The sequence below is a fragment of the Halomonas elongata genome (assembly GCF_029081005.1).
In the GTDB taxonomy this organism is placed as follows: Bacteria; Pseudomonadota; Gammaproteobacteria; order Pseudomonadales; family Halomonadaceae; genus Halomonas; species Halomonas elongata_B.
On the sequence record NZ_JAJQTQ010000009.1, the window covers coordinates 1 to 18,986 of the forward strand.

The window sequence follows — 18,986 nt, forward strand, 5'->3', positions numbered from 1 at the left end:
CGAGCTTCGAGCTTCGAGCTTCGAGCTTCGAGCTTCGAGCTTCGAGCTTCGAGCTTCGAGCTTCGAGCTTCGAGCTTCGAGCTTCGAGCCTTCCAGTCCGGGATGGGGTTCCTGGCGTGCTTCTACACCTGCCCGTAACGGTCTGCCGTCTCGCCGAGCCAGCGCCGGATCAGTGGCTGGCTGGCTTCCGGGTGGGTGGCCAGCAGGGCTTCTGCCAGGGGCGAGACGTGCGGCAGCAGGTCGGCGTCGCGTTCCAGGTCGGCGATCTTCATCTGTGCCAGGCCGGTCTGCCGGGTGCCGAGCACTTCGCCGGGCCCGCGAATCTCCAGGTCCCGCTCGGCGATGCGGAAGCCGTCGGTGGTCTCGCGCATCACCGTCAGGCGCTGTCGCGAGGTGTCGGAGAGCGGCGGATGATAGAGCAGCAGACAGTAGCTTTCGGTGGAACCGCGGCCGACCCGGCCGCGCAACTGGTGAAGCTGTGACAGGCCCAGTCGCTCGGGATTCTCGATGATCATCAGGCTGGCATTGGGCACGTCGACACCGACCTCGATCACGGTGGTGGCCACCAGCAGGTCCAGTTCGCCTTCCTTGAAGGCTTCCATTACCTCGGCCTTTTCGCCGGCCTTCATGCGGCCATGAACCAGGCCGATGTTCAGGCCCGGCAGTGCTTCCACCAGCTCGTCCCGGGTGGCCTCGGCGGCCTGGCATTGCAGTGCCTCGGATTCCTCGATCAGGGTGCAGACCCAGTAGGCCTGACGCCCTTCGGCGCAGGCGTGGCGAATGCGCTCGACCACGTCCGGGCGGCGTTCGTCCGGCACTACGGCGGTCTTCACCGGGGTGCGTCCAGGAGGCAGTTCGTCGATCACCGAGACATCCAGGTCGGCGTAGGCGCTCATCGCCAGGGTGCGCGGGATGGGGGTGGCGGTCATCACCAGCTGGTGCGGCGTGAGCCCGCCGGCCTCGCCCTTTTCGCGCAGCGCCAGGCGTTGGTGGACCCCGAAGCGGTGCTGTTCGTCGATGATCGCCAGCCCCAGGCGCTGAAAGTGCACATCGCCCTGGAAGAGCGCATGGGTACCGACCACCATCCGCGCCCGGCCGTCGTGAATCGCCGCCTTGGTGTCGAGTCGCGCCTTGCCCTTGAGCTTGCCGGACAGCCAGGCCACGTCGATGCCGAGGGGCTCGAACCAGGCCCGGAAGGCGCGGTAATGCTGTTCGGCGAGGAGCTCGGTCGGCGCCATGATGGCCGCCTGGCAGTCGCCGGCGATGGCCGACAGCGCCGCCATGGCAGCCACCACCGTCTTGCCCGACCCCACGTCACCCTGCACCAGGCGCAGCATGGGCATCTCGCCGGCCAGATCGGCCCGGATCTCGTCGAGGACGCGGCGCTGGGCGCCGGTCAGCGAGAAGGGCAGCTGGGTGAGGAAGCGTGCCTGGAGCCCGCGTCCATCGGGCAACGGCGGTGCGCCGTCGCGCTGGATCCGCAGGCGCACCTCGCGCAGGCTCAACTGATGGGCGAGCAGCTCTTCCAGGGCCAGGCGCCGGGAGGCGGGGTGCTGGCCCTCGGCCAATGCCTGGGGATCGGTGTCCGGCGCCGGGCGATGCAGAGTCCACAGGCATTCGTGCAGTGCAGGAAGCGCGAAACGCTGGCGCAGGGCATCCGGCAGCCATTCCGGCAGTTCGTCGGGCGCCGCCTCGAGGCGAGACAGTGCCTGGCCGATCAGGGCGCGCAGACGGGTCTGGTGGAGTCCTTCGGTGGTGGGGTAGATGGGCGTCAGGTGATCCTCCACCGGGGCGGTGGCATCGCTGAGCAGTCGATATTCCGGGTGATAGATCTCGAGGCCCGTGGCGCCGGCGCGAGCCTCGCCGAAGGCGCGCACCCGGGTGCCGGCACGGAATTGCTGCTGCTGGGCCGGCGAAAAGTGGAAGAAGCGCAGACTGAGAATGCCGGAGCCATCGCGCAGGCGGACCAGCAGGCTACGGCGACGGCCGCGAACGACCTCGGCGGCCGCCACTTCGCCTTCCACCACCGCCTCACTGCCGCCGCGCAGGGTGGCGATGGGGGTCACCCGGGTACGATCCTGATAGCGCAACGGCAAGTGAAACAGCAGGTCGGCCACGGAATCGATCCGCAAGCGGGCCAGTTTCAGTGCCAGCGCCTCGCCGACGCCCTTGAGATGCGTGACGGGGGCGTCGAGCTCGCTCATGGCAGCGCCGGTTCCTGCGCTCGACAGTGCGCGATGGCGTTGGTCACTGCGTCGATGGCCTGGGGCCTCGGGAAGCTGGCGCGCCAGGCGATGGCCACGGTGCGTCCGGGGGCCGGCGGCGTGAAGGGCCGGCTGGTCAGCAGGCCCCGCTCATAGTGGCTGCCGATGGCCGAGTTGGGCAGTACCGTGACACCGAGCCGCGAGGCGACCATATGGCGAATGGTCTCCAGGGAGCCCCCCTCGGCGGTGAGGGTGTTGTTGGGACTGTTGAGCTTGTGGCTGATGGCCGGGCAGGCCTCGAGGATCTGGTCGCGGAAGCAGTGGCCCTCGCCGAGCAGCAACAGGCGTTCCTGAAGCAGGTCTTCCTTGGCGATGCTGTCGCGGCTTGCCCAGGCATGATCGGCAGGCATCAGCACCTCGAAGGCTTCCTCGTAGAGCGGCTTGGTCACCACATCGGTCTCGGTGAAGGGCAGGGCCACGATGATGGCGTCCAGCTCACCGCTGCGCAGCTTGCGGCGCAGGTCACCCGTGAAGCCTTCTTCGATGTACAGTGGCATCTGCGGCGCTTGCTGGCTCAATTCCGGTACCAGGTGCGGGAACAGATAGGGGCCGATGGTATAGATGGCGCCGATGCGCAGCGGGCTGGCCAGTTGATCGCGACCGGCGGTCGCCAGCTCCTTGATCACGCTGCTCTGCTCGAGCACGCGCTGGGCCTGTTCGACGATACGCTCGCCCAGCGGCGTCACCTGGACGGTGGATTTCGAGCGCTCGAAAAGCGCTACACCGAGCTCTTCCTCGAGCTTCTTCACCGCGACCGACAGGGTCGGCTGGGAAACGAAGCAATGCTCGGCGGCGCGTCCGAAGTGGCGCTCCTGGGCCAAGGTTACGATGTAGCGGAGTTCTGTTAGAGTCATTGTGGTGCCGGGCATCCTCTCATATACGTCGTGGGCCCCGCCGTCAGGGTAGGCTCATATGATAGGGACTTTTTATCAGGGGGCGAAGCAAAGGTGAAGAAGACAACGCTTATTCTTGGTTGCGGTGATATCGGCACGGTCCTGGGAAAGGAGCTTCACGGGGTCGGTCATCGGGTTGTCGGCGTGCGTCGGGATGCTCGGGAACTGGCCGATACCGTCATCGAGGGAATCTCGGCGGATCTCGGGGATGCCGAGGCGCTGGCCGCGCTGCCGGATGCCGATATCCTGGTCTATGTGGTCAGCGCCGACCGCTTCGAGGAAGCGGCCTATCGTGCCGCTTACCCGGATGGCCTGAAGGCGGTACTCGCCGAGTTCGCCGAGCGTCGACGGGTACCTCGTCACATCTTCTTCGTCTCCTCCACCAGTGTCTATGCCCAGCAGGATGGCGAGGTCGTCGATGAAGGAAGTCCGACCGAGCCCAGGGGCTTTTCCGGCATGCTGATGCGCGAGGCCGAGCAGGCCCTGATCGACCATCGGCTGCCCGGCAGCGTGGTGCGCTTCTCGGGCATCTATGGGCCGGGGCGCGACCGCTTGATCCGGCAGGTCGGAGAGGGTCGCATCGCCGCCGCCACGCCGACCATGTATTCCAATCGCATCCACCGGGATGACTGCGCCGGCGTACTGGTGCACCTGATCGACCGCGCCCTGGCCGGCGAGACGCTGCACGAGCTGTATCTCGGCAGCGACTGCGAACCCGCGCCCATCCATGAGGTAATGACCTGGCTGGCCAGGCAGCTCAAGGTCGAATCCAGCGAAACCATCCAGTCGCCGCTGCGCCGGCGTGCCAGCAAGCGCTGTGACAATACCCGCCTGCTCGAGAGCGGCTATCGCTTCCGTTATCCCAGCTATCGGGAAGGCTATGCCCAGGTGCTGCGGGCGGGGGGCCACTTGCCTGATCCGGCCATGGGCTGATATCCGATCTGTCGCCGGGGTTGGTGCTCGGGGCTTATGCCCGGGACCAGGCGAGGGGGGTATAGCGACTTCCCTGGTGGGTGGGTTCCGAGAGAATCAGTGCTGCTCGTGAATACGACCAGTCCAGGGCGACCTCGGGCAATGATGCGCCGGACGGATGTTCGGCACGTCTCAGCAGGGTGATGTGCGGCGTGAAACGCCTGGGGCGGGCATCGATACCGAGACCCTCCAGGTCCTCCCGCAGCGAGTGCTGAAGGCGTGTCAGGCCGCTTTCCGGTGCGCCGCCGATCCAGACGATGCCCGGTTCGGCGAAGTGCCCCCAGCGATCAAGCCGCCATTGCCCCGGGGCAAGGCGCATGCCGCCCAGCCAGTCGGCGAGCTCCTCGGCCCGATGCTTGGGCTGCTCGCCGAGAAAGGCCAGGGTGAGGTGCAGGTTGTCATCGGCAACACGCCGCCCACCGCAATGGGAGTGAGCGGTGTCGGCGAGCTCGCCGAAACGCCGCCGAAGTTCCGGCGGTGGGATCAGGGCTAGAAAGAGTCGCATGGTGCTAGTGAGCGGGAGCCATCCAGGCTCGTTGCCATGTGCGCGAGGCGGCAAGCGTGAGCGAGGGTCCTTTGCCCATGGATGGCAAAGGTAGCGCCCAAGGAAGGGTTCACAGCGCCCTCGCGAATGCTTGCCGCCGCCCGGTCGAGCATCGCTCAGTCACCGATGACCAACACCGCTTCGGCCTCCACCTGGCTGCCCTTGGGCAGTGCCTTGACGCCGACGGCGGCACGCGCCGGATAAGGCGTGTCGAAGACCTCTTCCATGATCCGGTTGACGATGGCGAAGTTGTCCAGGTCCACCAGGTAGAGGTTGAGCTTGACCACATCCTTGAGGCCGCCGGCGGCTTCCTCGCAGACGGCCTTGAGGTTGGCGAAGACTTGGCGCGCCTGGGCCTCGAAGTCGTCGGAGACGATCTCCATGGTTGCCGGGTCCAGGGGAATCTGACCCGACAGATAGACAGTGTTGCCGGCCTTGATGGCCTGGGAATAGGGCCCGATGGCGGCGGGCGCCTGGTCGGTATTGATGACAGCCTTGTTGCTCATGGTGTTCTCCGTGTGGTGGCTGTGATGAAACGCGGCGAAGTGCGATGAACCAATAAAATAAAAAGGACTACCACGCCCGCCGCGGCCGCGACGGGCGTGGGCGAAACGGATCAATTGCTGAGTCGGGTGATCTTGCCGACGTGCGAGAGGTTGCGCAGTCGTTTGATGATACGCGCCAGGTGCACGCGGTTGCGCACGGCCAGGGTCAGGCTGACGATCGACAGGCGGGCATCGCGCTCTTCGATGTCGATACGCTCGATATTGGCATCCGCGTCGGTGATCAGGCCGGCGAGTTCCGCTACCAGGCCGCGTCGACTCTCCACCTCGAGGCGCAACGGGACCGGGAAGTCTTCATCGGTCTGGTCGGACCAGTTCAATGGAAAGAGCTTGTCCGGGTCGCTGCGGAGTTCGGCGAGATTGCGACACTCCACCCGGTGGACGACGATGCCCTTGCCCGCCGAGAGGTGGCCGATCACCGGGTCGCCGGGCAGCGGATGGCAGCAGCGCGCGAACTTGATGACCATGCCTTCGGCGCCGCTGATCATGATGGGCCCCTGGGCCTGACCCTCGACCTCGGGTGCCGCATGGTCGCCGTGCTGGAAATCGACGAGGCGACGCGCCACCACATGGGCGACCCGGGTGCCCAGCCCGATGGACGTCAGCAACGCCTCCTCGTTCGCCAGGTCATTCTCTGCCAACAGAGCCTCCAGGGGCCCGGGAGGCAGCTCCTCGAGGCTGGTCTCGAAGGTGGCCAGTGCCTTGTTGAGCAGGCGCCGCCCGAGCTGGACGGCCTCGGTGTGCTGCTGATGCTTGAGGGCGTGGCGAATCGCCGAGCGGGCCTTGGCGGTGACCACCACGTTGAGCCACGCCAGGTTGGGACGGGCACCCGGTGCGGTGATGATCTCCAGGGTCTGGCCGCTCTCCAGGCGCGTTGAAAGCGGTGCCAGGTGGCGATCGATGCGGCAGGCGATGCAGCTGTTGCCGATATCGGTATGCACGCTATAGGCGAAATCGATCACCGTGGCGCCCTGGGGCAGCTCCATGATGTCGCCCTTGGGGGTGAACACGTAGATGTCGTCGGGAAAGAGGTCGTTCTTGACGTGCTCGATGAATTCCAGTGAATCCCCGGCATGACGCTGCATCTCGAGCAGCCCCTTGACCCAGGCCCGGGCTCGGGCGTGGCTGCCCTCGGCGATGGGATGTTCGGTCTGGCCGGCCTTGTAGAGCCAGTGGGCGGCGATGCCGTTGTTGGCCATGGCCTCCATCTCGCGGGTGCGGATCTGCACCTCGATGGGCATGCCACCAGCCCCGAACAGGGTGGTATGCAGGCTCTGGTAGCCATTGGCCTTGGGAATGGCGATATAGTCCTTGAAGCGCCCCGGTACCGGCTTGTAGAGATTGTGCACCACACCGAGGATGCGATAGCAGGTATCCACATCCTGAGTGATGATGCGAAAGCCGAAGACATCCATGATCTCGGCGAACGATTTCCGCTGGTCGCGCATCTTGCGGTAGATCGACAGCAGGTGCTTCTGACGGCCGATCACCGAGCCCTTCAGGCCCTCGTCGTCGAGACTCTTCTGCAGACTGTTCTGTATCTGGCGAATCGAGGCGCGGCGCTGGCCCCGGGCGCTCGCCACGGCACGCTTGATGCGCTCGGAACGCATCGGGTGAAGGGCCTGGAAGGAGAGATCCTCGAGCTCGACACGGATGGTGTTGATGCCCAGCCGGCTGGCGACACGGGCGTAGATCTCCAGCGTCTCGCGGGCGATGCGACGCTTCTTCTCGGGGCGCAGCGCACCGAGGGTGCGCATGTTGTGCAGCCGGTCGGCGAGCTTGACGATGATCACCCGGATATCCCGGGACATCGCCAACACCATCTTCTGGAAATTCTCGGCCTGGGCGACCGCCTTGTCCTCGAAGGTGATCTGGGTCAGCTTCGAGACGCCATCGACGAGCTCGGCAACCGGTTTACCGAATTGCTCGCCGAGGGCCTCCTTGTCGACCCCGGTGTCTTCGATCACATCATGCAGCATGGCGGCCATCAGGCTTTGATGGTCCATGTGCATGTTGGCGAGGATGTTGGCTACCGCCAGGGGGTGGGTCACATAGGGCTCGCCGGAGCGGCGGCGCTGACCATCGTGTGCCTGCTCGGCATAGTAGAAGGCACGCTTGACCTGCTGGATCTCGTCCTGAGGTAGGTAGCCGCCGAGACGGTCGGCCAGGTCATCAATGGTGAACATGCGGCGCGCCCTGAATGCTTCGTGATGGCCCCGAGGAGGCGTCGGCGGAAAACCGAGGGACCGGGATTATTCCTCGATGGGGGCGCCCTGTTCGGTATTGTCGGGTCGCACCGGCGGTGTCGTGGCCTCCAGGGGTTCGTCCAGAACGCTGGCGTCCACCAGGCCCTCGGCGATCTCGCGCAGCGCCATCACGGTGGGCTTGTCGTTCTCCCACGGCAGCAGGGCGTCACGGGAGCCGCGGGACAGCTGACGCGCCCGTTGGGTGGAAATCATGACCAGCTTGAAGCGGTTTTCGACGTTTTCCAGACAATCTTCGACAGTGACTCGCGCCATGGATGCCTTCCTGAGAGCTGACGGGAAAAGCCCCGGCCGGCGTCTTGGCGCCCCGGGGATTCCAGTGGATAGACGGGATAGATTACTCGACCCCCGGCTCCTCTGACAAGAGTGTCTCCAGCAGAGGCGCCAGGCGTTCGCCGGCCCGTGCCTGACTCAGGCGGTGGGCGGTCACCAGCGACTGCAGTTCACGCAGGGCGGTGGTGAAGTCGTCGTTGATCACCAGATAATCGTATTCATGATGATGCGACATCTCGCTGATCGCCTCGTGCATGCGCGAGGCGATCACCGCGTGCTGGTCGGTGCCGCGGCCGGCCAGGCGGCGTTCCAGCTCCTCCCGAGAGGGGGGCAGGATGAACACCGAGACGGCATCGGGAAAGAGGGCTCGTACCTGACGAGCGCCCTGCCAGTCGATCTCGAGGATCACATCCTGCCCGGCGTTCAGCAAGTGCGCCACGGCGGCGCGGGAGGTGCCGTACAGGTTGTCGAAGACCCGAGCATACTCGAAGAATTCGCCACGCTCGATCATCGACTCGAAAGTCGCATGGTCGACGAAGTGATAGTTCACGCCATCGACCTCGCCCTCGCGGCGCGGACGCGTCGTATGCGAGACCGATACCTTGAGGCCGTCGAGGCTCTCGATCAGCTCACGCACCAGGCTGGTCTTGCCGGCGCCGGAGGGAGCGGAAACGATGAACAGCGTACCTTGGGGCATGGGCGGAGATCCTAAGCAATGGGCGGCTCGTGGAAAGGGGCGCAGTATCGCACATTCGCCCCTGCCGCCCTACCCCGTGATCAGGTCGCGTTGGGCGTGCCGGCTCAACGGGGCGCCGTGCGGTTGCCGCTACCGGGAGCCCGAGGCCCCAGACAGGTGGAACGCCCGGGTGGCGCGTCAGATGTGGCGGAACATTCGTCCTGTCCAGCCCGGTGCCAAGCGGTTCAGACATCGTAGCAGTCGCGCCTTGCCGACGAAGATGGACGATTGGCCGCGCTCCAAGCCACGGACAATGCTCGCGGCGGCGGTCTCGGGACGGAGCTTGCCGGTGCCACGCCCCTCGGTCATCGGCGTGTCCACCAGTGGCAGGACGACATCGACCGCCCGGACATCCGCCCCGCCTCGTTTGCGTTCGCTCTCGGCCTGGAAGCGGAATGCTTGGGTGAAGGTGCGCAGGCCGGCCTTGGCGGCGCAATAGACGGCGGCGCTCTGCTTGGGCGCTAGCGCCAGGCCGGTGCTGAGATTGACCACTGCACTGGGCATGCCACTGCGAGTCGATTGCTGACTCAGCAATGGCAGCAGGCTGGCGCACAGCTGGATGGGCGCAATCAAGTCGATTTGGGTCTCGAAGGCGATGTCTTGCAGCAGGCGGTCGCTATCCTCGGCTCCGGCGAAGCGGCCGTTCAGCTGGACGCCGGCATTGTTAATCAGTACCGAGACTTCGGGATGGTCCTGTGCTACCCGCCGACATAGTGTGGCGACCGCGTCTGGTCGTGCCAGATCAGTGACAATGGCGTTGCCGGACACAGCCTCGGCGACCGTCGCCAGTCGCTGCTCGTGACGTCCCACCAGAATCAAGCGACACCCGCGCTTGGCGAGCAGCAGGGCCAGTTGTCGGCCGATGCCTGACGAGGCTCCGGTGATCAGCACGGTACGGTTGCGCAATTGCATCGCTAGTCGTCCTCCATCAGGTGAGTCTGGGAGCGGAAGGGTCGGCACCGCTGCAGCCAGGAACCCAGCCATGGCGCCCGAACGACCAGCCTGGGCGTCGTCACCATCAGCCAGGCCAGGCCGGGGTAGGCGACCAGGCGCCCCGCCAGGACGATCATCGCGATCGACAGGGCTCCGTAGCCGGATGCTGCCAGGATGGCGACCACCAGTCGCACCGGCGCCGGCGTCACGGCCAGTATCGCCAGTACCCCCAGGCCATACCGGGTGACCAGTACATCAAACCGGGCCCAGAGTTCGGCTGCCTCGGTGCGCAGCACCCAGGCAGTGAAGGTCGACTCGTACCAGCCGATCAAGGCGGCGAGACCGAAGGCTCCGGCGGCGCAGCCGAGGGCGAAGAGGACACTCAACCTGCGCCACTGGCGCGGACGGGGCACAAGTGAGGCGACGAAAATAGCATTGGTCGGGGCGCCGGGCAGGAAGTAGTCCACGGCGCCCACCGCGGAGACGATGGCCGGATAGTAGGGGCGATCGGCGAATCGAAGGCAGCGGCTTTTCACTTGGGAGGCGATCTTGGGCATGACAGGGCGGCTCCGGTGGTGATTACTGGCCACCCTAGCCCGAAGCTGGCCCCGTCTTCCTTAACCTTTGTTAATTGCGCGCAGCTTGCGTCGGATCCGGGACAGGGACACGTCGGTCACCCCCAGGTAGGAGGCGATGTGATAATTTGCCAACTGGTCCTCCAGTAACGGGTGGGCCCGCACGAAGGCTTGGTAGCGGCCGGTCGCGTCCAGCTCCAGGAAGGCGCGCTCCCTCTCCAGTTTCCTGGCCAGCAGCCATTCAGCGAAGCGGCGCCCCAGGCGTTCCAGGCTGGGGTGGCGATCATAGGCGACTTCTAGGTCACGCCAGTGCGCGACCAGCACACGACTCGGCTGCAATGCCTGGACATTGAAGGGCGATGGCAGGTTGGCGGCGTAGGCTGACATTGCCCCGGCGAAGCCACCGGTCTCGGTGAAGGCCTTGTTATGCTCGCGGCCCTCCCGGTCGAGATAGTACAGGCGCAACAGCCCCTCGGTGACGAAGAAGAAGCGACCCGTGCACTCCCCGGAGGTCACCAACTGCTCGGTGGCCTCGACTGCCCGGGCTGAGAACAGGGCGGCCAGGTCCGTCCAGGCGGTATCCGGCAGCGGCTGCCAGCGCTCCAGTGCCTGGCGCAAGGCGTGCAGTTGTGACGGCTCCGGGGACATCTCGCTGGCTCCTTTCGGGACGCGATCCGGCCCTCACCCGATGTTCTGGATCTGGTCACGCATCTGCTCGATCAGTACCTTGAGCCCCACGCCGCAACAAATGGGGTCGGGGACCACCGCTTCGGGTGACAGGATGCTGGCCTCGTAATTGAGTCCTGCATCAGGAAACCCAGACGCTAGGGAGAGCGGAAACGATGAACAGCGTACCCTCTTGCACAATGGGCGGCTCGTGGAAAGGGGCGCAGTATCGCACATTCGCCCCTGCCGCCCTACCCCGTGATCAGGTCGCGTTGGGCGTGCCGTATCGGCGGCGCTCCTGCCAGAGCCCGATGGCGAAGACCACCAGGCCGCCGCAGGCGAGACCGGCGCCCACCAGGCCGGAGGACGACCAGGTGGCGCCGGCCTTGATGACCACGGCGGCCAGCCAGGCGCCCAGAGCGTTGGCGCAGTTGAAGGCCGCATGATTCATCGAGGCCGCCATGGTCTGGGCATCGCCGGCGACATCCATCAGGCGGGTCTGCAGCGCCGGCCCCAGCGCCATGCTGGTGCCCACCAGGCCGACGAAGATCAGCCCGGTGACGAGATGGTTGGCGGCGAAGAAGAAGCCGCCCTGCACCAGCAGACACCAGACCAGGATGCAGGGAATCGCCTTGATCAGGTTCTTGTCGGCCGCGCGGGCACCGACCAGGTTGCCGATGATGGTCCCGACGCCAAAGACCGTCAGCACCCAGGGGCCCACCGTCTCGGACATGCCGGCCTGATTCGACAGGGTGGGCACCACATAGCTGAATACCGAGAACATGCCGCCGAAGCCGATGCTGGCCACGCCCAGGGTGAACAGCACGCGTTGCTTGACCAGCGCCGAGAGCTCGCGCCTGGGGCTGGCGTTGGGGTCGTGCGGCTGGCTCGGCACCCAGAGGCGAATCATCACGGCGGTGGCTAGAGCGATGATGCCTACCCCCAGGAAGGCGCTGTGCCAGCCGAGCCACTGACCGGTCCAGGTCGCCAGGGGAGCACCGATCACGATGGCCGTGGTCAGGCCCAGCATGACACGACTGACCGCTCGAGCGCGCTGTTCGACGGGGACGGCGGCGGCCGCCACCAGCGCGGCAACGCCGAAATAGGCGCCATGCGGCAGGCCGGCCAGGAAACGCAGGCCGACGAAGGGCCAGAAGGACGTGGCCAGGGCACTGGCGATGTTGCCGACGGCGAACACCAGCATCAGGGCGATCAATAGCAGGCGACGCGGAACGCGAGCCGCCAGCGCCGAGATCAGCGGGGCGCCGACCACCACGCCCAGGGCGTAGCTGGAGATGGCATAGCCCACCTCGGCGGTGGCGACCTGCAGGTCGACGGCGACCCGCTCGAGCAAGCCCATGATCACGAACTCGCTGGTGCCGATACCGAAACCGCCCAGGGCCAGCGCAAGCTCGGCCAGGCGGGGGTTGTGCGCCTTGGTGTCGGTCGACATGGCGATCCTCCGAAAAAACGAAAGCGATCCTGCCCGAAGGCCAGAATCGCGGAAAATTACTACGAAAGTATAAAGGGAGGTGGCCCGGGATGCGAGTGTGATCGGTTACATGGGGAGCTTTCCGACGCAGCCCCCGCCAATAATGGTGTTTTTCCGAGGTTGCCGTGTTCATCCGCTCCCGGGCGTCGGCAGCATGGGCAGCCAGAAGGCCAGGGCGAGCAGCGTGGCCAGCAGCACCGGCGGGGTGATGATCAGCCCGACCTTCATGTACTGCCCCCAGCCGATGCGATATCCCTTCCCGGCCAGCACATGCAGCCAGAGCAACGTGGCGAGGCTGCCGATGGGCGTGAACTTGGGCCCCAGGTCGTTGCCGATGACGTTGGCGTAGACCATCAGTTGCTGGGTCGTCGCCGATACCTGGGCCTGGTCGATGGCCAGCGCGCCCACCAGGGTCGAGGGCATGTTGTTCATCAGCGAGGCCAGGATCGCCGAGGCGAATCCGGTTCCCACGGTGGCCACGAAGGCGCCCTGACCGCCGAGCCACTCCAGCACCCGGGAGGCCTCGGCGGTGAGCCAGGCATTGCCCAGGCCATAGACCACCAGGTACATGCCCAGCGAGAACAGCACGATCTGCCAGGGAGCATTGCCGATGACCTTCTTGAGCGAGACGACATGCACGTGCCCGGGCGTCAGCCATCGGCCGGCGATAGCCATCAGCATCAGGGCCGCCGTGCCCATGATGGCGGCGAACGGGATCGGCCAGCGGGTCGTCAGGAACAGGGCGATCAGCAGTACGAGCAGCAGGGGAAAGGCAGCGCGGAAGACCTGGTGATCGCGGATCGCCGAGGCCGGCGTCTCGAGTCGTTCGACGTCGTAGCGAGCGGGGATGTCGCGGCGAAAGTACAGGCCGAGTACCGCCAGTGTGGCCACCAGCGATACCAGATCGACCGGCACCATGACCTGGGCATAGCGCGTGAAGCCGATCTCGAAGTAGTTGGCACTGACGATATTGACCAGGTTCGAGATGATCAGCGGCAAGCTGGTCGAATCGGCGACGAAGCCGGTGGCGATGATGAAAGCCAGGGCCGCTCCCGGGCTGAACTCGAGCCGTGCCAGGATGGCGACGACGATGGGCGTCAGCAGCAGGGCCGCCCCGTCGTTGGCGAACACCGCCGCGATCATCGCCCCGAGCATCACGATCAGCGGGAACAGCAGTCGCCCCCGCCCGTTGCCCCAACGGGCGATATGCAGGGCGGCCCAGGCGAAGAAGCCCGCCTCGTCGAGAATCAGCGAGATGATGATCAGGGCCACGAAGGTGAAAGTGGCATCCCAGACGATGTGCCAGACGGTGCCCACATCGGCCCAATCGACGACACCGGTGGCCAGCGCCACCGCCGCGCCGCCCAGGGCGCTCCAGCCGATACCCAACCCTTTCGGCTGCCAGATGACCAGCACCAGCGTGGCCACGAAGATGGCGAAAGCCAGCATGAAGGACTCCTTTCCCGGTGGTTCGGCTCAGTGCGTCGCCTGATTGACCCGGCGTGACACAGCCTCGGCGCTTTCGATCCGCTCCGAGTAGCGATCGGTCAAGTAGGCGGAACGTCCTCGGGTCATCCAGGTGAACTTCGCCAGCTCCTCGCAGACATCGACCACACGCAGGTAGAGCGGCGACAGGCGCATCCGCCCGGCATCGTCGAATTCGTTGAAGGCCTTGGGCACGGACGACTGGTTGGGGAGGGTCAGCATGCGCATCCAGCGCCCCAGAATGCGCAGCTGGTTGACGGCATTGAAGCTCTGGCTACCGCCGGAGACTTCCATCACGGCCAGCGTCTTGCCCTGTGTGGGCCGCACCCCGCCCAGCGCCAGGGGAATCCAGTCGATCTGCGCCTTCATGATCCCGGTCATGGCGCCGTGGCGCTCGGGGCTGACCCACAGCATGCCCTCGCTCCACTCGGCCAGCTCGCGCAGTTCCTGCACCTTGGGGTGATCGGCGTCGGCATCGTCGGGCAACGGCAGGCCGGAGGGGTTGAAGGTTCGCACCTCGCAGCCGTACCAGCGCAGCAGGCGTCCGGCTTCTTCGGACAACAGTCGCGAATACGAACGTTCACGGAGCGAGCCGTACAGCACCAGCAGGCGTGGCGGATGGCGAGGCTGATCCGGGCCCACCAGGGCGTCGATGTCGATGGGGTGCAAGTACTCGGGGTCGATATTGGGGAGCGGATCAAGGCTCATGAGGCGTCCTCATCGTTGCGTAGGGTCTTGCCAGCCCTCTGGCTGCATGCGGCCCCGGTCTCGGGATACTGCAACTCCTGAAGGAGCGGATCACACAGTTCGGGCCGGCTCGCGCAGCAGTCGCGCACCAGGAAGCTGAGCGCTTTTCGCATGTGGTCCAGGTCGGCGCGATAGATGATCGACCGGCTCTGTCGGCGCGAACTCACCAGGCCTGCCCGCGCCAGTACGCCCAGGTGGGTCGACATGGTGTTGTGCGGTACGCCCAGCAACCGCGAGATCTCACCGGCCGGCAGCCCCTCCGGCTCATGGCGCACCAGGAGCCGGAAGGTATCCAGGCGGGTCGATTGGGCGAGGGCACCGAAGGCGTCGATAATGTCTGAGTTGTCCATATGTCGAGATTTACAGACATAATATAAAAAAGCAAGCAGTCCATGCCGGTCGACCTCGGGATCGCGTGTCGAGACCTGGGAGATGTCGTCACTTCCGGAGCCCGTCGAGACTCATTGCCTGGCGAGCAGGTACCGGCCTGACAGGTGGTGAATATCAGCAATGCCTAGTGTTTGATGGGCCCGTGTTAGTGCTCGCTGGAAAAGGCCTGAGACTTCAGCGCACGCTGGCACGATAGTTATCCGGCTCGAGCCAGAGATGGTCGCGGAGGTTCCCTTGAAGGCAGAACATTTGCGGCCGTTTCCGGAAGTCAAACAGTCGGTACAGGTGGTAATTCGCTGCGTTGTCGCGCGAACAATTGAGCTCGTTGGGCGAAATGAAAAAGGCGCACTCCTTGGCGAAGGCGGTGGTTTTGACCTCTATTAGCCGCTCACTGCCATCGGCGGAAAACGACCGAATATCGAAACCGGCGCCGTCGCCCTGGGTCTCGGCTACATGTTCCACTAACGCGGCGAGCTGGCGCTCTCCTTCAGCGATTAGGCGTTGGCGTTCGTAGGCGAGCACGAAGCTCTCCCCAGCATGGTCCAAGTCACGGTTGCGGGCCTCACGAGCGAGATAGTCCCGCTTGACGACGTAGTTGCCGGGCACTTCTTGAACCTGAGGTGATGTCGAGGGCGGCTCGACGATTATGTCGTCTAGCGTTTCGGGCGAGGTGTCGATGACGGGCCTTTCTGTCGCCAATAGGGCGGCACGATCGAAAATCTCGCTGCACAGTAGGCGTTGTTCGACGCTCTTGACCAATGTCGACTGATAGTTACTGCGTGGTTTGTAGCCCGCCACATAAGGGCAGTCGGCATCGCGCAGTACCGCGCTAATATTGCAGTGCTTGAATTCGATAGAACCAGGCGTGCGTTTGGGTAGGCGTTCCGCCAACTGACGGTTGAGCGCCGCCTTGTTGTAGTGTTGTTGGCTCAATTCGGCGATCAGCATCTTGTGATACGTATCGACGATGGCCTCGATCTCTTCGACGGACCACGAATCCTCTCGGGGCATGGCATTCACTCGATATTCTGGATCTGCTCACGCATCTGTTCGATCAACACCTTGAGTTCCACGGCGCAGCGGGAGGTGTCGGCGACGACGGATTTGGACGACAGGGTGTTGGCCTCGCGGTTGAGTTCCTGCATCAGGAAGTCCAGGCGGCGGCCAACGGGACCCTGGCTGGCCAGTTGGCGCCTGACCTCGGCGACATGGGTGTCCAGGCGGTCGAGTTCTTCGGCGACGTCGGCCTTCTGGGCCACGAGGACCATCTCGGCCTCGAGTCGCTGCGGGTCGAGCTCGGTTCTGGCGCTTTCCAGCCGTTCGAGGAGCTGGTCGCGTTGACGCGCCAGGATGTCGGGCAGCAGGCGGCGGACTTCGACGATCTGTTCGAGGATGCCGTCGAGGCGCGCGTCGATCAAGGCGGCGAGCTTGTCGCCTTCGCGGGCTCGGCCGGCCTCCAGGTCGTCCAGGGCGGTCCGAAAGAGGGTACGCGCTTCCGCCTTGACGAGGTCCATGTCGGGGCCGGGGATGTCCAGCACGCCGGGGTGGTTGAGCAGCGCCAGGGCGTCGGGCATGGCGGCCTGGGGCACGCTGTCGCGCACGTCGCCCAGGGCATTGGCCAGCGTCTCGAGGCGTGTGCGGTTGACGCTCAGCCGAGCGTCGGCGTCGGCGGGCGTGAAGCGCAGATGACACTCGACCTTGCCGCGAGCCAGGCGACCGCGCAGGGCCTCTCGAAAGTCGGGCTCGAGGTCGCGCAACGTCTCGGGCAGTCGGAAATGCGGTTCGAGATAGCGCTGGTTGACCGAGCGCAGCTCGACCTGCAGGGTGCCAAAAGTGTCGGTCTGTTCGGTGCGAGCGAAGGCGGTCATGCTGTGTGGCATGGGGTAGACTCTTGGACGGTAAGCGTCGGACAAGTGTAGCGCAGCGTATGGGCCGTCGGGTGCCTAGACGCCAATGATCTCTGGTGATACCTCGATGCACCGGTTCGTCTCGACCGTTGGCGCGTCGATGATTTCGAAGACCCGCTCGATCATAACCTCGACGTCCTGGCGCACCATCAACAGGCTCGGATGGAAAGCGGCGGCCAGCGGATCCCAGTCGAAGCAGCCCATCACCATGTCGTCTAGCTGGTAGCCACCCAGCTGCAGCCAGCGTACAACGCCCTCCAGCGAGATAGTTGAGTTGACGAACATCGCGCTGGGCAGGCGAGTGCGTTGGTACATGTACGCTTCCAGGGCGTTCTGGGTCCTGTTGGCGGCATAGTCACAGGTAATGATATCTGCCTTCGAAGTGGCTAGTCCTCGCTGGGTACGGGCCTGGGTGAACCCGGCGATACGTTCGCGGGTGTTGTGATCCTCGCGGCGCCCGCCGATGAATAGAATATCGTTTTCGCTCGTGTCCTGCCCGGCCAGACGATCCAGGATGGCGTCGGTGAGTCGTCGCGCGCCTTCGCGGTTATCGGAAATCACTGACGGTGCCTTATAGCCGGGAAGGTCCATGTGGATGCTGGTTGCGCCGCGTTCATCGCACATCTCGGAAATGGTATCTGGATCGGTAGCACCGGTACTGACCAAGCACTCGACCCGGTAGGCGAGCATCATGCGCGCGGCTTCTCGCTCCTGTTCAGGGTTGCGGTTGGTACAGGCGACGGTGGCGAACAGACCGCGTTGCCTAGCCTGGGCTTCGAAGTGTTGGGCGATGGAGCTGAAGTAGCGATTATCGTAAAGCGGCAAGATCATGCCGATGATACCGGAGCGTTCGCGGCGCAGCGCGCGGGCCTGCAAGTTCGCGGAGTAGCCCTCGGCCTTGGCGAGGGAGAGGATCTTGTCGGCCAGCTTCTGGCTGATGCGCCGACGCTGCCACGAGCCGTTGAGCACGGCGCTGACGGTGCTCGGTGAGGTGTCGGCGAGTCTTGCCAGATCGTAGATGGTCAGCCGTTTAGGGGGCTCGCTTAGCACGTGACCGCTCCTTGTAGTAGATAAAAGTCGCATTGACGTGAAGGCGCCATCGAACAATGCTGCACTTTGCACAACCGATTGTGCAGTCGAATATTAGGTGCCGTCATCATGGCCTGCACGTTTTTGCACGCACGTCCGCACCGATCACCATCGACTCACATGCTTCATATCACTGGCTCTGTTCGTCACAAGCAAAGGATAAGACAATGAAATATAAAGAACTTCTTACCGCCGCAACGCTTACTGGCGCGCTGGCCAGCACCAGCGTCATGGCACAGGAGTCTCCCACCATTGCCGTCGTGGCGAAAGTGGGTGGTATCCCCTGGTTCAATGCTATGGAAATGGGCATTGAGGAGATGGGCAACGAGTTGGGCGCCGAGGCCTACATGGTTGGCCCGACCAGCGCCGATCCAGCCCTCCAGGTGCGCGCTGTCGAGGACCTGATCAGCCGCGGCGTCGACGTCATCGGGGTGGTGCCCAACGACCGCGAAGTGCTGGAGCCGGTGCTCGAACGCGCTCGTGAACAGGGCATCATCGTGCTCACTCACGAGAGCCCCGAGTCGGTCAACATCGATTATGACTTCGAGATGATTTCCTCGCAGGCGCTCGGTGAAGAGCATGCCAAGCTAATGGCCGACACCACCGGTTGCGAAGGCTCCTATGCCGTTTACGTCGGGGGCTTGAGTGTCCCGGCACATAACGCCTGGGCGGACGCCGCGGTGCGTTGGTTGGAGGAAAACTGTGCGGGGTTGAGCCCTGCGGCGGAACGCTTTGGTGTGGCGGAAAGCGTCGATGACAGCCGTAGCACCACCTTGGACCTGCTACGCGCCCACGAAGACTTGGCTGGGATCATGTCGTTTGGAAGCCAGGGCACCATTGGTGCTGCCCGTGCGGTGAAAGAGCGCGGACTTGCCGGCGATGTTGCCGTGATGGGGCTGTTCTCGCCGGGGCAAGGTCGGCGCCTGGTGCACGAAGGGGTGATTACTGGCGGCTTTCAGTGGAGCCCGCTGGAGGCGGGCAAGGCGTTCGTCGCCTTGGGCAACATGCTCTACAACGGCGAAGAGATCAACGCGGGTGACGAGCTGCCTGTACTCGGTGACGTCACACTGGATGGCCATACCATCTATGCTTCGAAGCCCCTGGAACTGAGCGAAGAGACCGTGGACGAGCTCGCCGAGCTCGGCCTTTGAGGCCACTCCTTAGCCCATCGTGTCAACGCTGCCGCGCTAGAT

At 64.7% G+C, this 18,986-nt stretch carries 19 protein-coding genes and 1 pseudogene; 2 read left to right on the top strand and 18 right to left on the bottom strand.

Annotated elements, in window-relative coordinates; translation table 11 throughout:
* Window positions 1-122: 122 nt before the first annotated feature.
* Window positions 123-2,204 (bottom strand): ATP-dependent DNA helicase RecG, encoded by a 2,082-nt coding sequence (gene recG, locus LU493_RS08425; RefSeq protein WP_275287342.1) that lies wholly within the window; start codon window positions 2,202-2,204, stop codon window positions 123-125.
* A complete protein-coding gene (locus tag LU493_RS08430; RefSeq protein ID WP_275287343.1) occupies window positions 2,201-3,118 on the bottom strand; it encodes a hydrogen peroxide-inducible genes activator in 918 nt (305 codons plus the stop codon). The genes recG and LU493_RS08430 overlap by 4 nt, the downstream gene beginning before the upstream one ends.
* A gap of 93 nt (window positions 3,119-3,211) precedes the next feature.
* Here LU493_RS08430 and LU493_RS08435 point away from each other — a divergent pair, with 93 nt between their 5' ends.
* A complete protein-coding gene (locus tag LU493_RS08435; protein WP_275287344.1) occupies window positions 3,212-4,090 on the top strand; it encodes an SDR family oxidoreductase in 879 nt (292 codons plus the stop codon).
* A gap of 34 nt (window positions 4,091-4,124) precedes the next feature.
* Here the strand turns inward: LU493_RS08435 and thpR are convergent, their stop codons facing one another.
* The 16 genes and pseudogenes from thpR to LU493_RS08510 all read right to left on the bottom strand — a co-directional run bounded on the left by thpR (window position 4,125) and on the right by LU493_RS08510 (window position 17,754).
* On the bottom strand, window positions 4,125-4,634 hold the full coding sequence (gene thpR, locus LU493_RS08440) for an RNA 2',3'-cyclic phosphodiesterase (RefSeq protein ID WP_275287345.1): 510 nt from the start codon (window positions 4,632-4,634) through the stop codon (window positions 4,125-4,127).
* Between the two features lie 155 nt (window positions 4,635-4,789).
* Window positions 4,790-5,179, bottom strand: a complete 390-nt coding sequence (locus LU493_RS08445) for a RidA family protein (RefSeq protein ID WP_064699970.1) — start codon at window positions 5,177-5,179, stop codon at window positions 4,790-4,792.
* Between the two features lie 110 nt (window positions 5,180-5,289).
* Window positions 5,290-7,422 carry a RelA/SpoT family protein gene (locus LU493_RS08450; RefSeq protein ID WP_275287346.1) on the bottom strand — a complete coding sequence of 711 codons (2,133 nt, stop codon included), beginning with the start codon at window positions 7,420-7,422 and terminating at the stop codon, window positions 5,290-5,292.
* A 66-nt stretch (window positions 7,423-7,488) separates the two neighbouring features.
* Window positions 7,489-7,755 (bottom strand): DNA-directed RNA polymerase subunit omega, encoded by a 267-nt coding sequence (gene rpoZ / locus LU493_RS08455; protein ID WP_275287347.1) that lies wholly within the window; start codon window positions 7,753-7,755, stop codon window positions 7,489-7,491.
* Between the two features lie 82 nt (window positions 7,756-7,837).
* Window positions 7,838-8,470 (bottom strand): guanylate kinase, encoded by a 633-nt coding sequence (gmk, locus tag LU493_RS08460; RefSeq protein WP_275287348.1) that lies wholly within the window; start codon window positions 8,468-8,470, stop codon window positions 7,838-7,840.
* Between the two features lie 177 nt (window positions 8,471-8,647).
* Complete coding sequence (locus tag LU493_RS08465; protein WP_275287349.1) at window positions 8,648-9,421, bottom strand: SDR family oxidoreductase; 774 nt, start codon at window positions 9,419-9,421, stop codon at window positions 8,648-8,650.
* A 2-nt stretch (window positions 9,422-9,423) separates the two neighbouring features.
* Window positions 9,424-9,999, bottom strand: coding sequence for a hypothetical protein (locus LU493_RS08470; RefSeq protein ID WP_275287350.1), 576 nt, complete (start codon window positions 9,997-9,999; stop codon window positions 9,424-9,426).
* Window positions 10,000-10,059: 60 nt separating this feature from the next.
* The gene (locus LU493_RS08475) at window positions 10,060-10,665 is read right to left on the bottom strand and encodes a Crp/Fnr family transcriptional regulator (RefSeq protein ID WP_275287351.1); all 606 of its coding nucleotides are present in this window, start codon (window positions 10,663-10,665) and stop codon (window positions 10,060-10,062) included.
* Window positions 10,666-10,698: 33 nt separating this feature from the next.
* A pseudogene (locus LU493_RS20045) lies at window positions 10,699-10,841 on the bottom strand (endoribonuclease YicC domain-containing protein); the annotation flags it as partial.
* Window positions 10,842-10,945: 104 nt separating this feature from the next.
* The gene (locus LU493_RS08480; RefSeq protein WP_275287352.1) at window positions 10,946-12,136 is read right to left on the bottom strand and encodes an MFS transporter; all 1,191 of its coding nucleotides are present in this window, start codon (window positions 12,134-12,136) and stop codon (window positions 10,946-10,948) included.
* A gap of 168 nt (window positions 12,137-12,304) precedes the next feature.
* Window positions 12,305-13,624, bottom strand: a complete 1,320-nt coding sequence (locus LU493_RS08485; protein WP_275287353.1) for an arsenic transporter — start codon at window positions 13,622-13,624, stop codon at window positions 12,305-12,307.
* 27 nt (window positions 13,625-13,651) lie between these two features.
* A complete protein-coding gene (arsH, locus tag LU493_RS08490) occupies window positions 13,652-14,368 on the bottom strand; it encodes an arsenical resistance protein ArsH (protein WP_275287354.1) in 717 nt (238 codons plus the stop codon).
* Window positions 14,365-14,757 (bottom strand): ArsR/SmtB family transcription factor, encoded by a 393-nt coding sequence (locus tag LU493_RS08495; RefSeq protein ID WP_275287355.1) that lies wholly within the window; start codon window positions 14,755-14,757, stop codon window positions 14,365-14,367. The genes arsH and LU493_RS08495 overlap by 4 nt, the downstream gene beginning before the upstream one ends.
* A gap of 214 nt (window positions 14,758-14,971) precedes the next feature.
* Window positions 14,972-15,808 (bottom strand): DUF3883 domain-containing protein, encoded by an 837-nt coding sequence (locus tag LU493_RS08500; protein WP_275287356.1) that lies wholly within the window; start codon window positions 15,806-15,808, stop codon window positions 14,972-14,974.
* Between the two features lie 5 nt (window positions 15,809-15,813).
* Window positions 15,814-16,677 (bottom strand): YicC/YloC family endoribonuclease, encoded by an 864-nt coding sequence (locus LU493_RS08505; RefSeq protein WP_275287357.1) that lies wholly within the window; start codon window positions 16,675-16,677, stop codon window positions 15,814-15,816.
* A gap of 63 nt (window positions 16,678-16,740) precedes the next feature.
* Window positions 16,741-17,754: a substrate-binding domain-containing protein gene (locus LU493_RS08510; RefSeq protein ID WP_275287358.1), complete on the bottom strand. Its 1,014-nt coding sequence runs from the start codon at window positions 17,752-17,754 to the stop codon at window positions 16,741-16,743.
* A gap of 206 nt (window positions 17,755-17,960) precedes the next feature.
* On the opposite strand from LU493_RS08510, the gene LU493_RS08515 reads away from it, so the two are divergent.
* Complete coding sequence (locus LU493_RS08515; protein ID WP_275287359.1) at window positions 17,961-18,944, top strand: substrate-binding domain-containing protein; 984 nt, start codon at window positions 17,961-17,963, stop codon at window positions 18,942-18,944.
* Window positions 18,945-18,986 lie beyond the last annotated feature (42 nt).